Source organism: Streptococcus sp. GMD4S, assembly GCF_000296955.1.
Window position 1 is genome coordinate 1 of record NZ_AJRE01000028.1, and the last position, 19,984, is coordinate 19,984.

A 19,984-nucleotide genomic window follows, 5' to 3' on the forward strand; every position below is an offset into this window, starting at 1 on the left:
ATATGTTACTCAAGTATGATGAAATTTAATAAAATGGTTCAGAGTGAATGGGATAAAGTTAGATATTTTAAAAGTTTCTTATATCATCTTTCCGAAAAACTATAATTTTCTTGAAAAATATATAAGTCTATGCTATACTACTAGTAGACTAATTTAGGGAGAAAATCATGAAACGTGAGATTTTACTAGAACGAATCGACAAACTAAAACAAATCATGCCCTGGTATGTTCTGGAATACTACCAATCTAAGCTTGCTGTGCCCTACAGTTTTACAACCTTGTACGAATACCTCAAGGAATACGATCGATTTTTCAGCTGGGTTTTGGAGTTTGGTATTTCAGATGCTGATAAAATGTCTGACATTCCTTTATCAGTCCTGGAAAATATGTCTAAAAAAGACATGGAATCCTTTATCCTATACCTACGAGAACGACCTTTGCTGAATGCCAATACAACCAAACAAGGCGTTTCACAGACAACCATCAATCGAACTTTATCAGCACTTTCCAGTCTTTACAAATATCTAACCGAGGAAGTTGAAAATGATCAAGGAGAACCCTATTTCTATCGCAATGTAATGAAGAAAGTTTCAACCAAGAAAAAGAAAGAAACACTTGCTGCTAGAGCTGAAAACATCAAGCAAAAACTTTTTTTAGGTGATGAAACTGAAGGTTTTCTAACTTATATCGACCAAGAGTATCCACAACAGCTCTCAAATCGTGCTCTGTCGTCATTCAATAAAAATAAGGAACGTGATTTAGCAATTATTGCCCTTCTCTTGGCATCTGGTGTTCGCTTATCTGAAGCTGTTAATCTGGATCTAAGAGACCTCAATCTCAAAATGATGGTTATTGATGTCACTCGAAAAGGTGGCAAACGCGACTCGGTCAATGTCGCGGCCTTTGCAAAACCTTATCTAGAGAATTATCTAGCCATTCGGAATCAACGCTATAAGACGGAAAAGACAGATACAGCGCTCTTTCTGACACTCTACCGAGGTGTTCCTAATCGGATTGATGCTTCCAGTGTTGAAAAAATGGTCGCAAAGTACTCTGAGGACTTCAAAGTTCGTGTAACACCCCATAAACTCCGCCATACCCTAGCAACTAGGCTCTATGATGCAACTAAATCGCAAGTTTTGGTCAGTCACCAGCTAGGTCACGCCAGCACACAAGTCACTGACCTCTATACCCATATCGTTAATGATGAACAAAAGAATGCTTTGGATAGTTTATAATTAATACATAATTATAATTATGTATACTATACCACAAAAAAAGAAGTTGCATATTTTAGCAACTTCTTTTTTGATTTATCCTACTACCGCTTCAGCGATTTCTTCACGGCTAATACCAGAAAAGTAGCGTGTAATATCAATAGTTTCTAGAGCTTTAAGGACATCTTCGCGTTCGTATTTTACACCACGAAGGACATCTTCTACAGCTGCAACGTCCTCGATACCAAAGAAGTCCCCATAAATCTTGATATCTTGGATTTTTGATTCAATGACGTTGGCAAAAACTTCGACCTTACCACTGGTGAATTTTGTTCCACGACGGACGTTAAATTCAGGTGATTTACCGTAGTTCCAGTCCCAAGTACCGAACTTGGTATCCTTGATACGATTGATTTCAGCCAATTCTTGCTCAGAAAAAACATATTCAGTCATCTCTGGATACTCTTTTTTCATGTATTCCAATAGCAAATCACGGAATTCTTCAACTGTGATTTTTTCTGGTAATTCATTGACAATATTGGTTACACGGGCACGGACGGATTTCACACCTTTTGATTCAAACTTATCTTTTGAAACCTTGAGGGCATTAGCAAGGACTGACAAATCAACGTCAAAGAGCAAGCAACCGTGGTGCATGATACGGCCATTGATATAGGCTTGGGCATTGCCACAGAATTTTTTGCCATCAATCTCAAGGTCATTACGGCCTGTGAACTCAGCTTTAACGCCTAGTTGAGCCAAGGTATTGATAACTGGAGTTGAGAAGCTCTTGAAGTCAAAGGCCTTGTTTTCATCTTCTTTTGAAATGATGGTGTAGTTGAGGTTGTTTAAATCGTGATAAACAGCTCCACCACCACTGATACGACGGACTACCTCAATACCATTTTCTCGAACATAATCACGGTTAATTTCTTCGATAGTGTTCTGGTGACGACCAACAATGATAGAAGGTTTGTTAATCCAAAGAAGGAAGATTTGATCCTCATCTAGTAAGTGTTTAAAGGCATATTCTTCCAAGGCGATATTAAAAGCAGTGTCGTTTGAATGATTGATAATATATTTCATGATATCCCTTTATACGATAGAGACTGGAAATAATCTTCCAGTCTAGTCTATCTTCGTTTTATTTTTTCTTAGGTGAATGGATGGCCATTCCTAGAACATCCGCAAACGCTTCGTACATCACTTCAGAGTATGTTGGGTGTCCGTGGATAGTCTTCAGCATTTCTTCGACAGTAATTTCCATTTCGATGATACTTGACGCTTCGTTGATCAATTCTGCAGCTGCAGGACCGATGATATGGACACCAAGGATTTCACCGTATTTCTTATCTGCAATGACTTTAACGAAACCTTGAGCCGCATCAGAAGCAATGGCACGTCCGTTAGCAGCAAAGTTGAATTTACCGATAGCGACATCGTATTTCTCACGAGCTTGTTCTTCAGTTAGACCTACTGCTGCTACTTCAGGAAGAGTGTAGATGGCTGCAGGAGTCAAGTTAAGTTTGGCAACAGCATGATTTCCTTTAAGGGCATTTTCAGCGGCAACTTCACCCATACGGAAGGCTGCGTGAGCCAACATCTTCGTACCATTGATGTCACCTGGTGCGTAAATTCCTGAAACAGAAGTTTCCATGTATTCGTTGACCTTGATACGACCACGATCCAATTCAAACTCAACATCGCCAATTCCTTCAAGGTCTGGCACACGACCGATTGAAAGGAGCGCTTTGCTTGCAATGATATCGTCTTTTCCTTCAACTTTAATACGAAGTTGACCATTTTCCTCGATGATTTCTTGCAGTTTAGTACCTGTCAAGATGGTCATTCCTTTACGTTCAAGGATCAAGCGAAGGTTCTTAGAAACTTCAGCATCCATAGCTGGAACGATACGGTCCATCATTTCGATAACAGTTACTTTTGAACCAAATGTCATGAAGGCCTGACCCAGTTCGATACCGACAACTCCACCACCGATGATAACAAGGCTTTCTGGAACTTCGTTCATTTCAAGAATGTCATCACTTGTCATTACGAGTGATGATTCCATACCAGGAACGTTTATCTTGCTGACTTTTGAACCACCGGCAAGGATAATTTTCTTAGTTTCAAGCAATTCCGAACCATTTACCAAGACATTCTTGTCTTTAGTGATGGTACCAATTCCCTTATGAACAGTAACTCCGTAGCTACGAAGAAGACCTGCAACTCCACCAACCAAAGTATTGACAACCTTAGACTTGGTTTCAAGAAGTTTATCCATATCTACAGTGAAGTTTGGATTTTCGATGACGATACCACGGTTTGCTGCATGACCGATGTTTTCGATGATTTCAGCGTTGTGAAGGTAGGTCTTAGTTGGGATACATCCACGGTTCAAGCAGGTTCCACCGAGTTCAGATTTCTCAACAAGGGCAACCTTACCACCAAGTTGAGCAGCTTTAATGGCCGCTACATATCCAGCAGGACCTCCACCAATCACAACGATATCAAAGGCATCATCGCTCTTGCCGTCGTCGTTTGAAGCACTAGCTGCAGGCGCCGGGCTAGCTTCTGGCGTAGCTGCTCCAGCTGTTGGGATGTTTTCCCCTTCTTCACCAAGGTAACCGATAACTTCAGTTACTGGAACAGTTTCACCATCTCCTTTAAGGATGGCAATCAAGTATCCATCTTCTTCTGCTTCCAATTCCATGCTGACTTTGTCAGTCATGATTTCCAAAAGGATTTCTCCTTCTTTTACAAATTCACCGACTTTTTTATTCCATTGGACAATTTGTCCTTCTGTCATATCTACGCCGGCTTTTGGCATAATTACTTCTAAGGCCATGTCTTACTTCCTTCTAAATCTCTAAAATAACAATAGCTGACTTAAACCAACATTGAGATCGGATTCTCAATCAAGGCTTTCAAGTCTTTCATAAACTTAGCACCAGCCATACCATCTACAACACGGTGGTCAATAGTTAAACCAAGGCTCATGATAGGGCGAATGACAATCTCACCATTGACAACTACAGGTTTCTCGATTGTCGAACTTACACCCAGAATAGCTGAGTTGGGTTGGTTAATAATCGGACCAAAGGACTGAACACCAAACATTCCCAAGTTACTAATTGTGAAGGTTGAGTTTTGTAACTCACTTGGAGCCAATTTGCCATCCAAGGTACGACCAATCACGTCTTTAAATGCAACGACCAACTCTGACAAGCTCATCTTCTCAGCATTGTAAACAACTGGTGTCATTAGACCGTTATCCATACCAACCGCCATCGCAAGGTTGACATAGTTATGAGTGATAATGGTCTTGCCATCTTCTGTCAATGAAGCGTTGATGTATGGGTGTTTCATCAATGTTTTCACAACAGCGAGTGAAAGAAGGTCTGTTACAGTAGTCTTCTTACCAGTCGCTTCCATAATCGGATCAAGAACCTTCTTACGAAGGGCCAGCATTTCAGTCATATCAACTTCATAGTTGAGTGTGAAAGTTGGCGCAGTTAGGTAAGATTCAACCATACGTTGCGCGATAACCTTACGCATTGGTGTCATTGGAATACGCTCAATTTCACCATAAGGAGTGATATTATCTGGTACTTCTTCCACTTTTTCAATCTGAGCAGGAGACTTGATAGTATCGTTTTCGATATTTTCAGGAAGCAAGGCCAAAACGTCCTTCTTCATGATCTTGCCACGATGACCTGTTCCTTGGATTTCCTGCCAAGCAATGTTATGTTCGAGGGCAATTCGTTTTGCAAGTGGCGAAATGCGAACCACATTTGTGTCTTTATAAGTTTCCACGTCTTCTTTGTGGACACGACCGTTTGCACCTGAGCCAGAAACGTCGTAGAGGTTGATACCTAAATCATCCGCTAACTTTCTAGCCGCAGGAGTCGCTCTTAGCTTGTCATCAGCCATGACCTCTCCAATTCTAATTATGATACTAAGGGCGTAAAAAGCGACTGAAAAATAGGAAATCTACGCAGGCTTCGATGAAGCCAAGAAGATTTATCTTTTTTCCGAGCTTTTAGCCCGTGTTCGAATATAAGATATTAAGGACGAAGAGGGCAATGAAAAAATAGGAGATTGACGATGTGTTCGATGAACACAAGAAAATCTATCTTTTTTTCACAGACCTCCGTCCGAATTCAACTCTACAAGTAACTTGGACACGAAACGCGTCTCAAGTTACTACGGTTGCCGCTATTAGGCGGTCAACCTTGTAGACTTACTAATTCATTCGTCTAATATTATCGATTCGACTCATTCATGTCGCAACTCTTCAAATCACTTGGATATGAAACGAGTCTCAAGTTACTACGGTTGCCGCTATCAGGCGGTCAACCTAGTAGACTTACTAAGTCGTTCGTCGAATATTATCGATCCGACTCCCTTCTGTCGCAACTTTCAAACAACTTAGGTACAATACGTATCTCAAGTTGCTAAAGTTAAAAACTATTTTTACATAATTTATTTTATGTAATTTTATTCTTTGTTATAAGTTTTACGTATGGCATCTTTGATGCTTTCAACTGTTGGAATCATTGCATTTTCTAGATTTTGTGCGTAAGGCATTGGCACATCTTCTCCGGCGCAACGGCGTATTGGTGCGTCTAGATAATCAAATGCTTCTGATTCTGAAATAATAGCTGAAATCTCTCCGATATAGCCACTTGTTTTGTGAGCATCGTTGACAAGCACCACCTTACCAGTCTTCTTCACTGAGTTAATGATGATATCCTTATCAAGCGGAACAAGGGTACGTGGGTCCACAATTTCAACTGAAATTCCCTCTTCTGCTAATTCTTCAGCAGCTTGAACTACACGGCGAAGCATTTTGCCATAAGTAACGACTGTTACATCTGTACCTTCGCGTTTGATTTCCCCAACCCCAAGTGGGAGTGTATAGTCTGGATCAACTGGCACTTCCCCTTTTTGGTTAAATTCTGACTTGTACTCAAGAATGATAACAGGGTTATTATCACGGATAGCTGACTTGAGAAGTCCTTTCATATCCGCAGGTGTTCCAGGAGCTACAACCTTAAGTCCAGGAATGTGAGTAAACCAAGACTCTAGAGATTGCGAGTGCTGAGCCGCAGAACCAACTCCGTTACCAGCTGCACAGCGGACAGTCATTGGAACCTGACCTTTCCCACCAAACATGTAACGTGTTTTAGCAGCTTGGTTGACGATATTGTCCATGGCAATGACCGAGAAGTCCATGAAGGTCATATCAACGATTGGGCGAAGTCCTGTCATGGCTGCTCCTGCTGCTGCACCTGAGATAGCAGCTTCAGAAATCGGACAGTCACGAACACGTTCTGGACCAAATTCTTCGAGCATTCCAACAGAAGTTCCGAAGTCTCCTCCAAAGACACCGACGTCTTCTCCCATCAAGAATACATTTTCATCGCGACGCATTTCCTCAGACATAGCAAGGATAATGGTGTCACGGAACGACATTGTTTTTGTTTCCATTTTTATCTCTTTCTCCTTAGTCTGCGTAAATATCTTCAAATGCTGATTCTAGTGGTGGGAATGGGCTTTCTTCAGCAAATTTAACAGAAGCTTCTACTGCTTCCTTGACTTGTGCTTGAATTTCTTCCAATTCTTCTGCACTTGCAATATTGTTTTCAATGAGGTATTTGCGAAGGTTTTCGATTGGGTCTTTTTGTTTCCACAATTCCACTTCTTCACGAGTACGATATTTACCAGGGTCAGATGATGAGTGGCCAAGCCAGCGATAGGTTACACTTTCGATCAAGACTGGGCCATTGCCACCACGAACATGATCTACAGCTTTCTTAAATCCTTCATAGACATCGATGACGTTGTTCCCATCTTCGATAAACATTCCAGGAATTCCATATGCCGCACTACGTTGATGGATATGCTCTACATTGGTCATTTTCTTGATATCCGCAGAGATCCCATAACCGTTGTTAATGCAGTAGAAAACAACTGGCAAGTTCCAAATAGAAGCCATGTTGACTGCTTCGTGGAAGACACCTTCGTTGGTCGCACCATCTCCAAAGAAGCAAACGACGATTTTTCCAGTGTTTTGCATTTGTTGACTGAGGGCTGCACCGACAGCGATTCCCATACCACCACCAACGATACCATTGGCACCGAGGTTCCCAGCATCCAGGTCAGCGATGTGCATAGAACCACCTTTTCCTTTACAGGTTCCAGTGTATTTCCCGAGGATTTCAGCCATCATTCCGTTGAGGTCAATCCCCTTAGCAATAGCTTGCCCGTGTCCACGGTGATTTGAGGTAATCAGATCATCTGGATTAAGAGCCAGCATCGCTCCGACGTTAGCAGCTTCCTCTCCGACAGAAAAGTGAGTCATACCGGGAACTTTCCCCTTTTTCACTAACTGAGCGATTTTTAAGTCCATGCGACGGATTTCTTCCATCTTACGGAACATCTCTAGCAAAAGATTTTTATCTAAAGTTGACATAATCTTGCCTTTCTAACTTTGTACTTACCTTACTATTTTACCTTTTTTAGTATACGCTGTCAAAGTATATGGCTAATAAAAATTCACAATATAAAAAAATAAACCCCTGTTAAAACAGGGATTCTCTCTAGTTAGAGTATTTTTTCACAAAGTGCTTTTTCAGGATATTTTCCAAAAATTAGCTCAATCTTTTCATTACGGTTTTCAGACGCCATTGATACAAACAACCAGAAACAATCAAGCTGGCAATTAACCCAATCCAGTAGGCAAATGCCCCTAAGTCAGTTACTTGATCTAGTAGATATCCTAGTGGTATCGCTACTCCCCAATATCCGATTAAGCCAAGATAGAAAGGAACGATAGTGTCCTTATACCCTCTTAAAATTCCTTGGAGCGGAGCCGCAAAGGTATCAGCTAGCTGGAAAAAGAGACTGTAGGTTAGAAATACAGCAGTTGTTTCAATGAACTGAGAGTCATTCCCATATAGACTTGCTACACGATCTCTAAAAATGTAGAGAAAAGATAGGGTAAGACCTGCAAAAATAAGGGCGGTTACTCTCCCCAGACGAGCATAGATTTTTGCATCCTCAAAACGTTTGGCCCCCACCTCGTAAGACACAACAATCGCCATAGCAGAGGAAATACTCATAGGAAAAGCATACATGAGACTCGAAAAATTCATAGCTGACTGGTGACTGGCAATGATGAGCGATGAAAACTTAGCCATGATTAGTCCAACCACGGAGAAAATGGCTACTTCAGCAAATACGGTTCCCCCGATTGGTAGACCTAATCGAACACCTTCCTTGATTTTATCTATATTTAGTGGAATGCGTTTTTCAAGATGTAACGCTTTTAACCTTTCTTGTTTGAATAAAACAAGAATAGAAATCCCCAATAAAACCCAATAGGCTAGTGAAGTTCCTAGTCCTGCTCCTGCGCCACCAAGCTCAGGGAAACCGAAAGCTCCATATATCAAGAGATAGTTAAAACCACTATTGAGCGGAAGTAATAGGAGCATGAGGTACATAGATAGCTTGGTCAATCCAAGAGAATCCAACAAAGAGCGAATGACACTGAACAGCAACAAGGGAATAATTCCAATAGACAGGTACCAAAGATAGGAAACTGCAACTGCCGCCACTTGAGCTTCTAGTCCGATGTTGGTTAAGACAGGTGGCGCTAAGAATACTACCATTCCAAGCAAGACCAAAGACAGTCCGAAAGCCAAGTAGATAAATTGGTAAAAATCAGATGCTACTTCTTCCTTTTTGCCCCGTCCCAGATGATGGCCTATGATGGGAACCATGGCCGAAACAATCCCTGTTAAAAAAGTAAAGAAAGGATTCCATAGACTCGTTGCGGTTGACACCCCCGCCAAGTCCATGGTATTGTACTGCCCAGTCATGGTTGTATCAACAAAAGAGGCAGAATAATTGGCAAATTGATAGATCAGAATAGGGAAAAATATCTTAAGAAATAAGACAAACTTGTCTTTAAATTGATGGGTTGGATACATATACGCTCTCTATTCTTATAGTTTCTAGAGCAGAATCCCATCTAGTTTTGGTAGACAATTTGTCCCTTGCAGATGGTATATTTAACCTGCCCTTTTAAAGTTTCACCGATAAATGGGGAATTAGCTGCTTTTGACGCAAAATGGGAGTCCACAAGGCGGTCAGCCTTAGCGTCAAAGATAGTGATATCCGCTGGACCATTCTCAGCCAAGTAACCTGCTTCAAAGTTGTAAAGCTTGGCTGGATTGACAGTCATTTTTTCTAGCAATTCCATCAAGCTCAACTCACCAGCTTCCACCAAATAAGTCAAACCAAGAGAAAGAGAGGTTTCCAAACCTGTCATACCAGATGGTGCTTTGGTGATATCTTCAACATTTTTCTCATCTGCATGGTGAGGCGCGTGGTCCGTTGCGATAACTGTGATAACACCTGACTTGAGACCTTCGATAACGGCACGACGGTCTGACTCCAAACGAAGTGGAGGATTCATTTTGGCATTGCTTCCTTGAGTTAAAAGAAGAGCTTCTGTCTTAGAGAAATGCTGTGGCGCTACTTCTGCTGTGACCTGCGCACCTAGTCCTTGAGCAAACTCCACCACCTTGACACTTTCTTCCTTAGACAAATGCTGAATGTGAACATGGGCCTTGGTTGCATAGGCAATCATAACATCGCGCGCAATCATAGCGTACTCAGCCACTCCTGTCGCTCCACAGATATGGAAATGTTCTTTAGCGATGTTTTCGTTAAAGCCAAGAATTCCATTCAAACCTGGATCTTCCTCATGAAGGCAGATAAAGGTATTGAGTTTTTTGGCTTCTTCCATTGCTTCCTTAACCACTTTACTACTTTCAAGCGGAATTCCATCATCTGAAAAACCAACGGCTCCAGCTTCTAAAAGCGCCTTAAAATCAGTCAAGTCTTGGCCATTAAAGTTCTTAGTAATGGTCGCAACTGTCTTGACGTTAATCTTTTCCTTGGCAGCTGACTGGAGAACTTCTTGAAGAGTCTCTACATCCGAAATGGTTGGACTAGTATTAGCCATCATGACAACGGTTGTAAAGCCACCTGCAGCGGCTGCTAGGGCACCAGTATGAATGTCTTCTTTATGAGTTTGACCAGGTTCACGGAAATGAACATGGATATCGACCAATCCAGGAGCAACTACTAGACCAGTAGCATCAAGCACCTCTGCTCCTTCTTCCTTGATTTCAGGTGCAATTTTGACAATTTTCCCATCTTGGACCAAAACATCACACACTTGATCCAAACCAGACTTGGGATCCATTACACGACCATTTTTGATAAGTAGCATCTGCTTTCTCCTTTATTCATAGAAATCAACTTGGGTATCCAATAATTTATCCCCATCATAAACAAACTTGGCTGAAAAGAAGGTTTTATCTTCTAAAAGCCACTCAACAAAAGTGTGATCACCCTCCCAAGTTGGCTTGCTCAAAACTTCATCATAGGGAACCCATTCCAGCGTCCCCTCATTGCAGTCAATCAAGTTACCCTCAAACTCCGTCACCTTAAAAACATAGGTGTACCAGTCTAAATCTGGTGTGAATTCTGGAAAAGTGATAACACCTTTTAGAACCGGCTTGGCTTTGAGCCCTGTTTCTTCGAGGATTTCACGCGCTGCACATTCCTGTGGAGTCTCACCTCGCTCTAGCTTTCCACCCACACCAATCCATTTGCCTTCATGGACATCGTTGGGCTTCTTATTGCGATGGAGCATGAGCAGTTCTTTTCCGTTATCAATGTAGCAAATAGTCGCTAACTGAGGCATATTTTCTCCTTATCTAAGCCAATCGATTGGCTCTTGTCCTGTCTCTTTTAAGAATGCATTGGCCTTGGAAAAAGGCTTGGAACCCCAAAATCCTCTATAAACCGATAACGGACTAGGATGGGCTGATTCGATAATCAAGTGGTGAGGATTGGTAACCAAGACCTTCTTCTTACGTGCATAAGCGCCCCAGAGCACAAAGACTACAGGTCTGTCTAGATTATTGACCACCTGAATCACAGCATCAGTAAAGGGCTCCCATATTAGCCCAGAATGACCATTGGCTTGCCCAGCAGGAACCGTCAAGCAAGCATTGAGAAGCAAGACTCCTTGCTCAGCCCAAGCTGTCAAATCATGGGATTTCTTAGCTCCGATGTCATCCGACAATTCTTTCAAGATATTTTGCAAGGACGGCGGAGCTGGGATAGCATCGGGTACAGAAAAACTCAAACCCTGCGCTTGACCTGGCCCGTGATAGGGGTCTTGCCCTAGAATCACCACCTTAACCTCTTCCAGATGAGTAGTCAAGAGAGCTTGAAAAACTTTTTCCTTAGGTGGATAGACAGTTCCCTGAGCATAGACCTGTTCCATAAATTGATTGATTTTCCCGAAATAACCTTCAGGTAATTGCTCCTTAATCAAAGCATGCCATGATGAGTGTTGCATCGCCAACTCCTTCGTTTTTACTGCCTCTATTATAGCAAAAAGTGGCTATCTAAACCACTTTTTACAGTTCTTATATATACTGTTATTCATCCTAGTATTGGACATTAGTATTCACAGTATCAATCAGCCATTAAAAACTTTTCGATTGTTTCAATAGCATAGGAAAGTTGATTATTTACAGACTTCATCCGTTCAAAATTAGCGTCCATATAGTAGAGTTCAGATAAGCCACCCCTAGGGAGAAAAAGTGAATAGTGGATATTCATCTTCTCTCGAGTACTTAACTCTATATGATTGCTTATGATATACTTTAACTCTTTTAACGAATTTACTTGAGCAACCACACCTTTTAACTGATACTGCTCGATGAGATTTAGTAAGTTATCAATCTCTTCAATGACTTTAATTTCCATATCAACACCTCTTAGGAAAATCACTACAAAGCATCTAAACAATCCAGCAAGTCTTGGTAAGAATGAACTTCATAAGTCGGCTGGGCTTGTGTGTGATTTTCGAGGTGATGAGGGTTGTACCAGATGGTGTCAATGTCAGCATTATTACCACCTTGAATGTCAGCTGTTAAGGAATCTCCAATCATCAGCGTCTTTTCTTTATCAAATCCTGCAATCTGCTGACCGATTTTTTCATAGAATAGTGCATCAGGTTTTTGCGTTTGCAATTGCTCAGAGATAAAGACTTGGTTGAAATAGGGAGCCAGACCAGATTGAGCCAGACGTCCTGTCTGGATGGCAGTAATCCCATTTGTCGCAGCATACAAGTCATAATCACGTTCGATGAGGCTGTCCAAGAGTTCATGAGTACCCGAAAGAGTTTGTCCCTGTTGGGCTAAGTAAAATTGGTAACGCTGGGCAAGTAACCTACCGTCTTTTTTCTGTCCAAAATGGGCAAATAAACGAGAAAAGCGCGTGTTAATCAGTTCTTGTTTACTGATTTTCTTTTGCTCCAAGTCCTTCCAGAGAGCCTTGTTCATAGGAACGTAATAGTCTTTATAGGCTTGAATGTCCGCAACTCCTTCTTCCTTTAGAAGTTGCGTCAAAGCCACATCCTCAGCAGCATCAAAATCAAGCAAGGTGTGATCTAGATCAAAAAGTAGAAATTTGTAGGGCAATTTGAGAGTTTTCCTTTCTGAAATGAATTGATATTCACGATGATAAAATAGTTGAATTAAGAATATCAGGATGAAAGCAAATTATTCAGACTTCAAAACCACCTTCAAGAATAAATCGCTTGAGTAAATCTGATGTTTTTACATTTACCTTAAACGTTGTCAGTGTATTTCCAGCTATATTTTCAAAATACGACTTAGCCTTCTGTTTATCAACAGAATTTTTTAAAAGATCAAAACGACCAAATTCATTTAATGTTATTTCAGTCAACTTCATAGACATCATTTGTCTTAACAGTTCTTCATCAAGACCAAAGGTATCGCTTAAACGTTTAATTCGATCATAATGAATTTGAACCTGATAGTCATTAATGTAGTCACGAAGTGTCAGTGTACTATCTACCTCTATCTCCCCATTTTGAATATCGTGTAAGATTAAATTTGCAATTTTTTGCTCTTCCTGTGTCAGGGTTGCAAAGGTTTTGTGCAGTTCATTCAAAAGACTTTCAGATTCCTCCGTTCCCAAAGCTTTAATATACTTTTGGAAACGAGAATTCATATAGTCAGCATCAATCATTCCAGTATCTATTTCAATTATAGAGGTTGACAAATCAAATGGTACATCACCTGGACCTTTGCCTCCACCCCCATTACTCATCAGTTCCTTATAGCGAATAACTAAAATGTTATACGTCGTCTCATCGCATACTACATCCACTACTGATTTTTTCTTTCCAGCACCTTTTGAAATTTCGTAGTGTAATTTAGACCATTTAAAGCCTTGAATTCGAGCTGCTTCAAGATAATCGTTAAACGAATTAAATAGTTTAGCAAATTTTGCTTTTTCACTTCTCTCAGCAGGAAGTTTCTCAAAATTTTCTACACCAGAACTTTCAAAAATGTCCCGAATTTGATAAAAACGAGTATTTAGCATGACTAAATTCTGATCTAACTTATTGACAAAAAGCTCTACAGGACTGTCGCCTGAATAAAGCTGAACTGCATCTTCAATATTCCGTTCCATAGTGTGAGGTTTACGATAATAGCGGATGGTACCAAATGGTTTGTCCTCTCCAAAAATCCTATTGGTTCGAGAAAAGGCTTGGATAATCAGTTCATCCTTCATCAATTGGTCTACATAAAGAGTATTAACCCATTTAGAATCAAATCCTGTTAACATTTGATTTACAACGATAAGTAAGTCTAATTGCTTTTCTGGCTCTCTTTCAATCCATTTATGCTGGTGTTTGTGCGCCAAACGATTAGAAACATCCTTTTTGAAACGATCATGAGATGCCAAAGTGTAAAGCTGACCATATTGTTTCTCATAATCAGTTAGAATCTCTACAAGAGCATCTTCTTTAAAATCAAAGCCATCATTATTATCAACATTTGGATCAAATAACGCTGTTACTCTTAACTCAGGCTTTATTGCTTTCAGCAACCGATAATAAGAAATAGCTTCTTGGATACTGCTAGTCGCAAAAATAGCATGGAATTTTCCATTACGACTCAAGGTTAACCAGTTATCACAGATGTCCTTCACAACAGCTTTCTGATAGTCAGGTGTTAGATATTGATTTTTTGGTATGTAGTCTTCAATTCCTTTGATGTACTTCCCTTTTCTATTCATAAAGCCTGCCATCTTGACTTTTGAACCATCCATAAAGTGATAGTAGACTTTACTCTTTTCCTGCTTACTAACTGCTTCTTCTACACTAGAAGCTTTCGCCTGATTTAGGGCTACTTTTTCTCTGATTTCACGATCCTTATAGATTAAGACTTTATAAGGATCAAATCCTAAAACATTTTTATCGCGAATTCCATCCGCGATAGTGTAATGATGTAATTCTTGACCAAAAATCGAAGTTGTTGTATTCTTTTTTCGCTCATTTTCCTTTTTAATAGGCGTACCAGTAAAACCGAAGAACAGAGCTTGAGGAAAGGTCTCTTTAATGGTAATCATCATCTCGCCAAAAGTAGAGCGATGAGCCTCATCGATGATAAACACAATCCTATTTTTTCTCATCTCTTCCAGCTCTGCATCGGTCATCCCATCCTCCTCTTTGATATTACTCATCTTTTGAATAGAGGTAACAATCAAAGTATTTTCGGGAGACTTACTTTTCAAGCGAGTCCTAAGCATAGTTGTATTTTTTGTTTCTTGAACTGATTCTCTCTCCTCTGCAAAACCTCGATATTCTTTTATAGACTGAGTTCCTAGTTCAATTCTATCCAATAAAAATATTACTTTATCTGCATCTTTTGAGTTAGCAATTAGCTGGGCAGCTTTAAAACTAGTCATGGTCTTGCCAGATCCTGTTGTATGCCAAATAAAACCACCAAGCTGATTGCGATCAGCCCACTTATTTTTAGCTACCCGGTCAGAAATTGCTGCAACTGCATAGTATTGGTAGCTACGTAAAACTTTTAAAATTCCATCCGACTGGTCAGCTATAGTGTAATAACCGATTAGCTGATGCGCCATCGGGATTGACAAAAGATAAACAGCAATATCTTTCCAGTTGTTGATTAACTCATTATTAAAATCTTCCCAATGGAAATAATAATCTGAATTAAAACGTCCATCCGGTCCTGGATTGGCAAAGTAGACAGTTTCATTCGGCTCCATGGCCACAAAGATTTGAACCAAAGAGAAGAGACCTTTGAAAATGCCCTCTCTGGCATATTTTTCTATTTGTATTGTGGCATGGCTGACTGGAACACCACTGCGTTTTAGCTCCAAGTGAAAGACTGGCATGCCATTGATTAAAAGCATCAAATCGCCTCGTCTATCATGGAGAATAGGAGATTTTGTTGGAAATTGAGGCTGTCTTGCAATCTGATAGCGACTTGAACCTGCAGCAATCTCCTTACGATTATAGATTTTGAGACTAATCTCTTTTCCAAAATGCTCAGGATCTGCTGGATTGTCTCTTTTGACTGAGACTGAACCTCCGTTGATGAAACCGTTCAGCTTTAGTGGTGTTCGGAGATTTTCAATCTGCTCTAAAATCTGAGCCATTTCACCGTCTGTTAAAGGCTGGTCATTGAGACGGTCGCGTTCACGATTATTATCAAAGAGAATCCTGGCCCAATTCTCAATCAGATCCTGCTCAGTGGGGTAGTGGAGGATTTCTTTTTCCCAGCCCTTGGTAAAAAGTACCTCTATCAAGGCCTGTTCAAAATCAGCTTCTTTGCTAAAAACAGTCATCTGTAACTCCTTTACATCATCATTTGTTCAAGTAAAGCTTTTTTCATATTCTGCAGTTTGTCCAGTCTACGCTGTTGAAGGGCAATGAACTTATCTAGGTCTTGGAAGAGGGATGACAGGATGGAAATCTCTCTAAAATCATTAGGGATAACTAAACTAATCTCTGACATTACATTATTCATTAGTTTCGGGTTGCCAACTTTTGAAACATATTTCCAAGCTTCGTTATTTAATATTTCTGCAATCACTTTATTAGCAAAACCTTCATCAGACAATAAGACACCGTTCACATTTGTACTATAAAATTTTCCTTCCCTATAATTTACCGTTCCAGCATTTGCTCCATCAGTTGTCCAAGTTACTGCTGTTTCAAATAAATATTTATCATAATATCCTAACAATCCTTCGTTTTTGGTTTGAGAAGAATATACGGGATATTTATGAGTATCTGTTTTTTCTTCTGATATCTCCGTTGTTGCTAGTACTTGTCCCCTAGTAACTCTAAAAATATCTGAAACTTTCACTTCCTTCCACTCATCTTCAAATCCTGCGAAGCGAAGGACTGGTTTCTTTTGTCCTTTGGCTGGGGAGAGGAGCTTGAGGTAGGTTTTCTTCTGCTCTTTGAGAACCTCTAACTTACGCTGTTGAAGTGTAATGAGCTTGTCCAGATCTTGGAAGAGGCTGCCAATGGCCCTTTGTTCGGGGGGAGAAGGAAAGAAAATTTTATAATTACCTAACTGGGGAACGGTTAACTGGGGAACTCCCGTTGATTCAATTACAATATTTTGGGTATTTATAGCATTCTCTAAAAAAACAACATCATAATCTGATTTTAATGATAGAAGACGCACAACAGGAGTAAAATTTTCGTTACGAGCTTTTGCTACTCCAACATTACCTCTGCCAGTTACTGTAACTGCAGGAGCCTCTATTCTAAAGCTATCATTATAATACCCAATAATTCCGTCATTTGTAAGAGCATTGGCAACGACCGGATATTTCCCATTATTCAATAATTTAGATTTATCAATATCTCCACCAGCAGATATTTCTGAGCACTCCTCCAACTTCCGCTGTTCCCAAGCTTCCGCATTTTGACCTGAAAATTCTTTGAAACGAATAGCTGGTGCTTTTCTTTCTTCCGTCATCTTAATTTCTATTTAGGAGATTTTGAAACTCCCTCAATCCTTTCATATCAAATTCTGGCCCATCCAACTGGTCAATCATATCAGAGAGACTTTGCTCGACAGCTGCTAGTTCTTTGCTGACATCTTCAAAAGTTTCTGAGTATTTATCCGCTACTCCTGTGACATGTTTTATCAGCTGAGTAAATAAGACATCTGGTAATTGATTCAACTCCTCAACGACTGGGACAATCCATTTCTTCTCAAGCAGTTCATTAGCCTCTTCATCTGACAAGCTTTCAATGACTTGCTTCGTTTTCAAATGGAGCTTTTTCTCTGCTTCCTTAACTATAGTAGCTAGTTGCTTTTCTTCTTCTTGAAGTTTAATGACATTCTGTAAAGTAGCCTCAAAGCTTCCTTCCTCAAAAACTGTTTGACATTGCAACCACAGGATATAGCTTCTCACACTAACTACTCCGTAAGTTTTGTCTTTTAATGTCTCCATTGATGACCAGGATACTTCAGGGTGAGCAGCTATAAAATCCATTTTTTCTGCTTTCTTAGCTTTCCTATCTAACAGATCGAGATAAGTTCTTAAAGTCGAAATCTCCAAGCTATCCACTTCGGCATAAATATCCTCCAGCAATAGATTGACTTCCTTAGTGATAAAACCATCTTGCTCGTCAGTTAAAATCTGAAGTTCTTTTTCTTCTTCAGAAAGATTATCAATCAATTGAACATATGTATCCTTAATCTCTTGCAACCTAGCTTTTTGAGCTTTTATCTGCTCCAATTCTTCTGTAAGTTGGACTTCCTGAACCAACTCAAAAGGTAGTATGCGACCTATCCAGCCTTCCTGTTGTTCTTCTGCTTCTTTTCCCTTCTTTTTCTTTATGACAATATTTGGATCCACGCGCTTAACAGTTTGAAAACCTTCGGTCTGTATCATCTCCAAATCCTGAGAAATTTCCTGCCATCCATCGTCTAAAAGTTGATAGGCAGTGTAAGGATCAACTATGGGATAGTCAAATAAATTCTTGAATAGCTGCTGACTAATCACAGACTCGGCCTGGGGTAAAGAAACAGATAAAGCCTGAACTACCAAATAATCATATAGGTATGCAGAAAACGATTCAAAGCTCTGATGATAATCGGATAAGAATTTTTTTATATCCTCATTATTTAAAATCACTTGTTTTAAGTCTGAACTTTTAAACTCGACATAAGGAGATCCATCATCTTCAAAAAGGTCAGAAAATAAACTGGGGAAAGCGCACCAAAAAGGATCTAATTTGGCCAGCTCTGATTTAGGAATTCCTCCATACATAGAAGCATAAATATCCCAAGATTCCTGAGGTTCAGATGAATCAACATAACGTGGGATGTTAAGGTTATAGTCTTGCTGGCGAAGCTCTTCTTTTGATACCAGACGAGAATATCCCTCTATCGTTTCACGATTATTTACGATATCAACAATCTTCTTAATGTCAGAAGCACGAAGTTGGTTGTTTTTCCCAACTTTTACAAAGCCTTTAGAGGCATCTACAATCAAGATATCATCTCTATCTCTATGCTGTTTTAGCACCATAATAATCGTAGGAATCCCTGTACCAAAAAAGATATTTGAAGGCAAACCAATAATTGCATCAATCTTATTTTTTTCGATTAAATTCATACGAATTTTTCTTTCTTCGCCCCCTCGAAAAAGAACGCCATGAGGAAGAACAATAGCCATAATGCCATCCGGCTTTAAATGGTATAAATCATGAAGCAAAAATGCATAATCTGCTTTGGTTCTAGGAGCTAAACCAAAACCAAAGTAGCGGGGATCATCTTCTTTATGTTCAGAATCCCATTTCTGCGAATAAGGTGGATTTGAAACAACAGCATCAACGTAGAGTGGATTATAAGTATTCACAGGATCGTTTTCATTAAAATAAGGCCAGTCATCCTCCAAGGTATCCCCGTTTCGAGTGATAATATTGGATGGCAAAATTCCTCGCATAATCAAATTCATACGTGTCAAATTGTAGGTGTTGCTCTTTAATTCTTGGGCATAATATTGGATTTTATTTTCCCCTTGGATAAATTTTGAAGCAGATTGCCCGATGTTGATGAGCAAAGAGCCCGATCCACTAGTCGGATCATAAATTTTAATCTCATCTTTATCATGGAGATGATGGGCCACAATTTCAGAGATTAGTACAGAGACTTCGTGAGGGGTATAAAACTCCCCTGCCTTTTTACCAGCATTTGCTGCAAACATGCTAATCAGATATTCGTAAATGAAGCCCAAAACATCGTAGTCTCTTCTCCCTTCCATAGGAATTGACTTAATTAATGTAAGAAGTCTGCTAATAGCTTTTGTCTGAGAAGCAGATGATTCTCCAAGCTTACTTAGGCCAGTTTGGAGAGTATCAAAGACGCCATCAAAAACATGTTTATGTCCTTTACCAATTAATCGATTAAATGCTGACAAGGCATCTCGAACATTCGATACATCGAAATCAACCCCTTTTTTAATCCAAGTAGAAAAGAGATTATCATAACTGATAAAATAACCAATTTTTTCTTGTATATATTTTACAGTTTCTTCATCAGACTCTGATAAATCAGATAGATCGTCACCGTATCCTTCTTGAGAAAGGAATTGTTCTTCTTTATCTGATAAAAACTTGTAAAACATAAATCCTAGAATATAATCTTTATATTCGTTGGCTTCTATTTTAGAACGCATTTCATTGGCTGATTCCCAAATTTTTGCAGCTAATTGTTGCTTATTCATATTTGTATCCTATTAATCTAAAATATATTTACTTTCTATTATACCACAAGTAGCAAAAAGCAGTTCTTCAT

15 protein-coding genes are annotated in these 19,984 nt (G+C 39.8%); 1 reads left to right on the plus strand and 14 read right to left on the minus strand.

Annotated features, from left to right (window positions below; all coding sequences use genetic code 11):
- Window positions 1–167 precede the first annotated feature (167 nt).
- A complete protein-coding gene (xerS, locus tag GMD4S_RS00490) occupies window positions 168–1,238 on the plus strand; it encodes a tyrosine recombinase XerS (RefSeq protein ID WP_000817851.1) in 1,071 nt (356 codons plus the stop codon).
- 75 nt (window positions 1,239–1,313) lie between these two features.
- Here the strand turns inward: xerS and GMD4S_RS00495 are convergent, their stop codons facing one another.
- From GMD4S_RS00495 to GMD4S_RS00560, 14 genes are all read right to left on the minus strand, one after another.
- Complete coding sequence (locus GMD4S_RS00495; protein WP_000874003.1) at window positions 1,314–2,303, minus strand: lipoate--protein ligase; 990 nt, start codon at window positions 2,301–2,303, stop codon at window positions 1,314–1,316.
- A gap of 58 nt (window positions 2,304–2,361) precedes the next feature.
- The gene (lpdA, locus tag GMD4S_RS00500; RefSeq protein WP_001162892.1) at window positions 2,362–4,065 is read right to left on the minus strand and encodes a dihydrolipoyl dehydrogenase; all 1,704 of its coding nucleotides are present in this window, start codon (window positions 4,063–4,065) and stop codon (window positions 2,362–2,364) included.
- 41 nt (window positions 4,066–4,106) lie between these two features.
- Window positions 4,107–5,150 (minus strand): dihydrolipoamide acetyltransferase, encoded by a 1,044-nt coding sequence (locus GMD4S_RS00505; RefSeq protein WP_000752713.1) that lies wholly within the window; start codon window positions 5,148–5,150, stop codon window positions 4,107–4,109.
- Window positions 5,151–5,717: 567 nt separating this feature from the next.
- Window positions 5,718–6,710: an alpha-ketoacid dehydrogenase subunit beta gene (locus GMD4S_RS00510; RefSeq protein WP_000448708.1), complete on the minus strand. Its 993-nt coding sequence runs from the start codon at window positions 6,708–6,710 to the stop codon at window positions 5,718–5,720.
- Between the two features lie 16 nt (window positions 6,711–6,726).
- The gene (locus tag GMD4S_RS00515; RefSeq protein WP_000105373.1) at window positions 6,727–7,695 is read right to left on the minus strand and encodes a thiamine pyrophosphate-dependent dehydrogenase E1 component subunit alpha; all 969 of its coding nucleotides are present in this window, start codon (window positions 7,693–7,695) and stop codon (window positions 6,727–6,729) included.
- 178 nt (window positions 7,696–7,873) lie between these two features.
- Window positions 7,874–9,214: an MATE family efflux transporter gene (locus GMD4S_RS00520; RefSeq protein WP_000283627.1), complete on the minus strand. Its 1,341-nt coding sequence runs from the start codon at window positions 9,212–9,214 to the stop codon at window positions 7,874–7,876.
- Between the two features lie 41 nt (window positions 9,215–9,255).
- A complete protein-coding gene (locus GMD4S_RS00525; RefSeq protein WP_000924517.1) occupies window positions 9,256–10,524 on the minus strand; it encodes a dihydroorotase in 1,269 nt (422 codons plus the stop codon).
- A gap of 12 nt (window positions 10,525–10,536) precedes the next feature.
- On the minus strand, window positions 10,537–11,001 hold the full coding sequence (locus tag GMD4S_RS00530; protein ID WP_001135777.1) for an NUDIX hydrolase: 465 nt from the start codon (window positions 10,999–11,001) through the stop codon (window positions 10,537–10,539).
- A 9-nt stretch (window positions 11,002–11,010) separates the two neighbouring features.
- Window positions 11,011–11,664, minus strand: coding sequence for a uracil-DNA glycosylase (locus GMD4S_RS00535; RefSeq protein WP_001164851.1), 654 nt, complete (start codon window positions 11,662–11,664; stop codon window positions 11,011–11,013).
- A gap of 119 nt (window positions 11,665–11,783) precedes the next feature.
- On the minus strand, window positions 11,784–12,077 hold the full coding sequence (locus tag GMD4S_RS00540; RefSeq protein WP_000404133.1) for a hypothetical protein: 294 nt from the start codon (window positions 12,075–12,077) through the stop codon (window positions 11,784–11,786).
- A gap of 23 nt (window positions 12,078–12,100) precedes the next feature.
- On the minus strand, window positions 12,101–12,793 hold the full coding sequence (locus GMD4S_RS00545; RefSeq protein ID WP_001146398.1) for a YjjG family noncanonical pyrimidine nucleotidase: 693 nt from the start codon (window positions 12,791–12,793) through the stop codon (window positions 12,101–12,103).
- A gap of 85 nt (window positions 12,794–12,878) precedes the next feature.
- Window positions 12,879–16,004, minus strand: coding sequence for a type I restriction endonuclease subunit R, EcoR124 family (locus tag GMD4S_RS00550; RefSeq protein WP_000215696.1), 3,126 nt, complete (start codon window positions 16,002–16,004; stop codon window positions 12,879–12,881).
- 11 nt (window positions 16,005–16,015) lie between these two features.
- Window positions 16,016–17,152 carry a restriction endonuclease subunit S gene (locus tag GMD4S_RS00555; RefSeq protein ID WP_000134180.1) on the minus strand — a complete coding sequence of 379 codons (1,137 nt, stop codon included), beginning with the start codon at window positions 17,150–17,152 and terminating at the stop codon, window positions 16,016–16,018.
- A gap of 1 nt (window position 17,153) precedes the next feature.
- Window positions 17,154–19,913 carry a type I restriction-modification system subunit M gene (locus GMD4S_RS00560; protein WP_001041616.1) on the minus strand — a complete coding sequence of 920 codons (2,760 nt, stop codon included), beginning with the start codon at window positions 19,911–19,913 and terminating at the stop codon, window positions 17,154–17,156.
- Between the last annotated feature and the right edge of the window lie 71 nt (window positions 19,914–19,984).

Bases quoted from the DNA above. Each gene is read 5' to 3' on its own strand.
- GMD4S_RS00525 (WP_000924517.1), bottom strand. From the start codon at position 10,524: ATGCTACTTATCAAAAATGGTCGTGTAATGGATCCCAAGTCTGGTTTG.
- GMD4S_RS00550 (WP_000215696.1), bottom strand. From the start codon at position 16,004: ATGACTGTTTTTAGCAAAGAAGCTGATTTTGAACAGGCCTTGATAGAG.
- lpdA (WP_001162892.1), bottom strand. From the start codon at position 4,065: ATGGCCTTAGAAGTAATTATGCCAAAAGCCGGCGTAGATATGACAGAA.
- GMD4S_RS00560 (WP_001041616.1), bottom strand. From the start codon at position 19,913: ATGAATAAGCAACAATTAGCTGCAAAAATTTGGGAATCAGCCAATGAA.
- GMD4S_RS00555 (WP_000134180.1), bottom strand. From the start codon at position 17,152: ATGACGGAAGAAAGAAAAGCACCAGCTATTCGTTTCAAAGAATTTTCA.
- GMD4S_RS00495 (WP_000874003.1), bottom strand. From the start codon at position 2,303: ATGAAATATATTATCAATCATTCAAACGACACTGCTTTTAATATCGCC.
- GMD4S_RS00520 (WP_000283627.1), bottom strand. From the start codon at position 9,214: ATGTATCCAACCCATCAATTTAAAGACAAGTTTGTCTTATTTCTTAAG.
- GMD4S_RS00505 (WP_000752713.1), bottom strand. From the start codon at position 5,150: ATGGCTGATGACAAGCTAAGAGCGACTCCTGCGGCTAGAAAGTTAGCG.
- GMD4S_RS00510 (WP_000448708.1), bottom strand. From the start codon at position 6,710: ATGGAAACAAAAACAATGTCGTTCCGTGACACCATTATCCTTGCTATG.
- GMD4S_RS00535 (WP_001164851.1), bottom strand. From the start codon at position 11,664: ATGCAACACTCATCATGGCATGCTTTGATTAAGGAGCAATTACCTGAA.
- GMD4S_RS00540 (WP_000404133.1), bottom strand. From the start codon at position 12,077: ATGGAAATTAAAGTCATTGAAGAGATTGATAACTTACTAAATCTCATC.
- GMD4S_RS00530 (WP_001135777.1), bottom strand. From the start codon at position 11,001: ATGCCTCAGTTAGCGACTATTTGCTACATTGATAACGGAAAAGAACTG.
- GMD4S_RS00515 (WP_000105373.1), bottom strand. From the start codon at position 7,695: ATGTCAACTTTAGATAAAAATCTTTTGCTAGAGATGTTCCGTAAGATG.
- xerS (WP_000817851.1), top strand. From the start codon at position 168: ATGAAACGTGAGATTTTACTAGAACGAATCGACAAACTAAAACAAATC.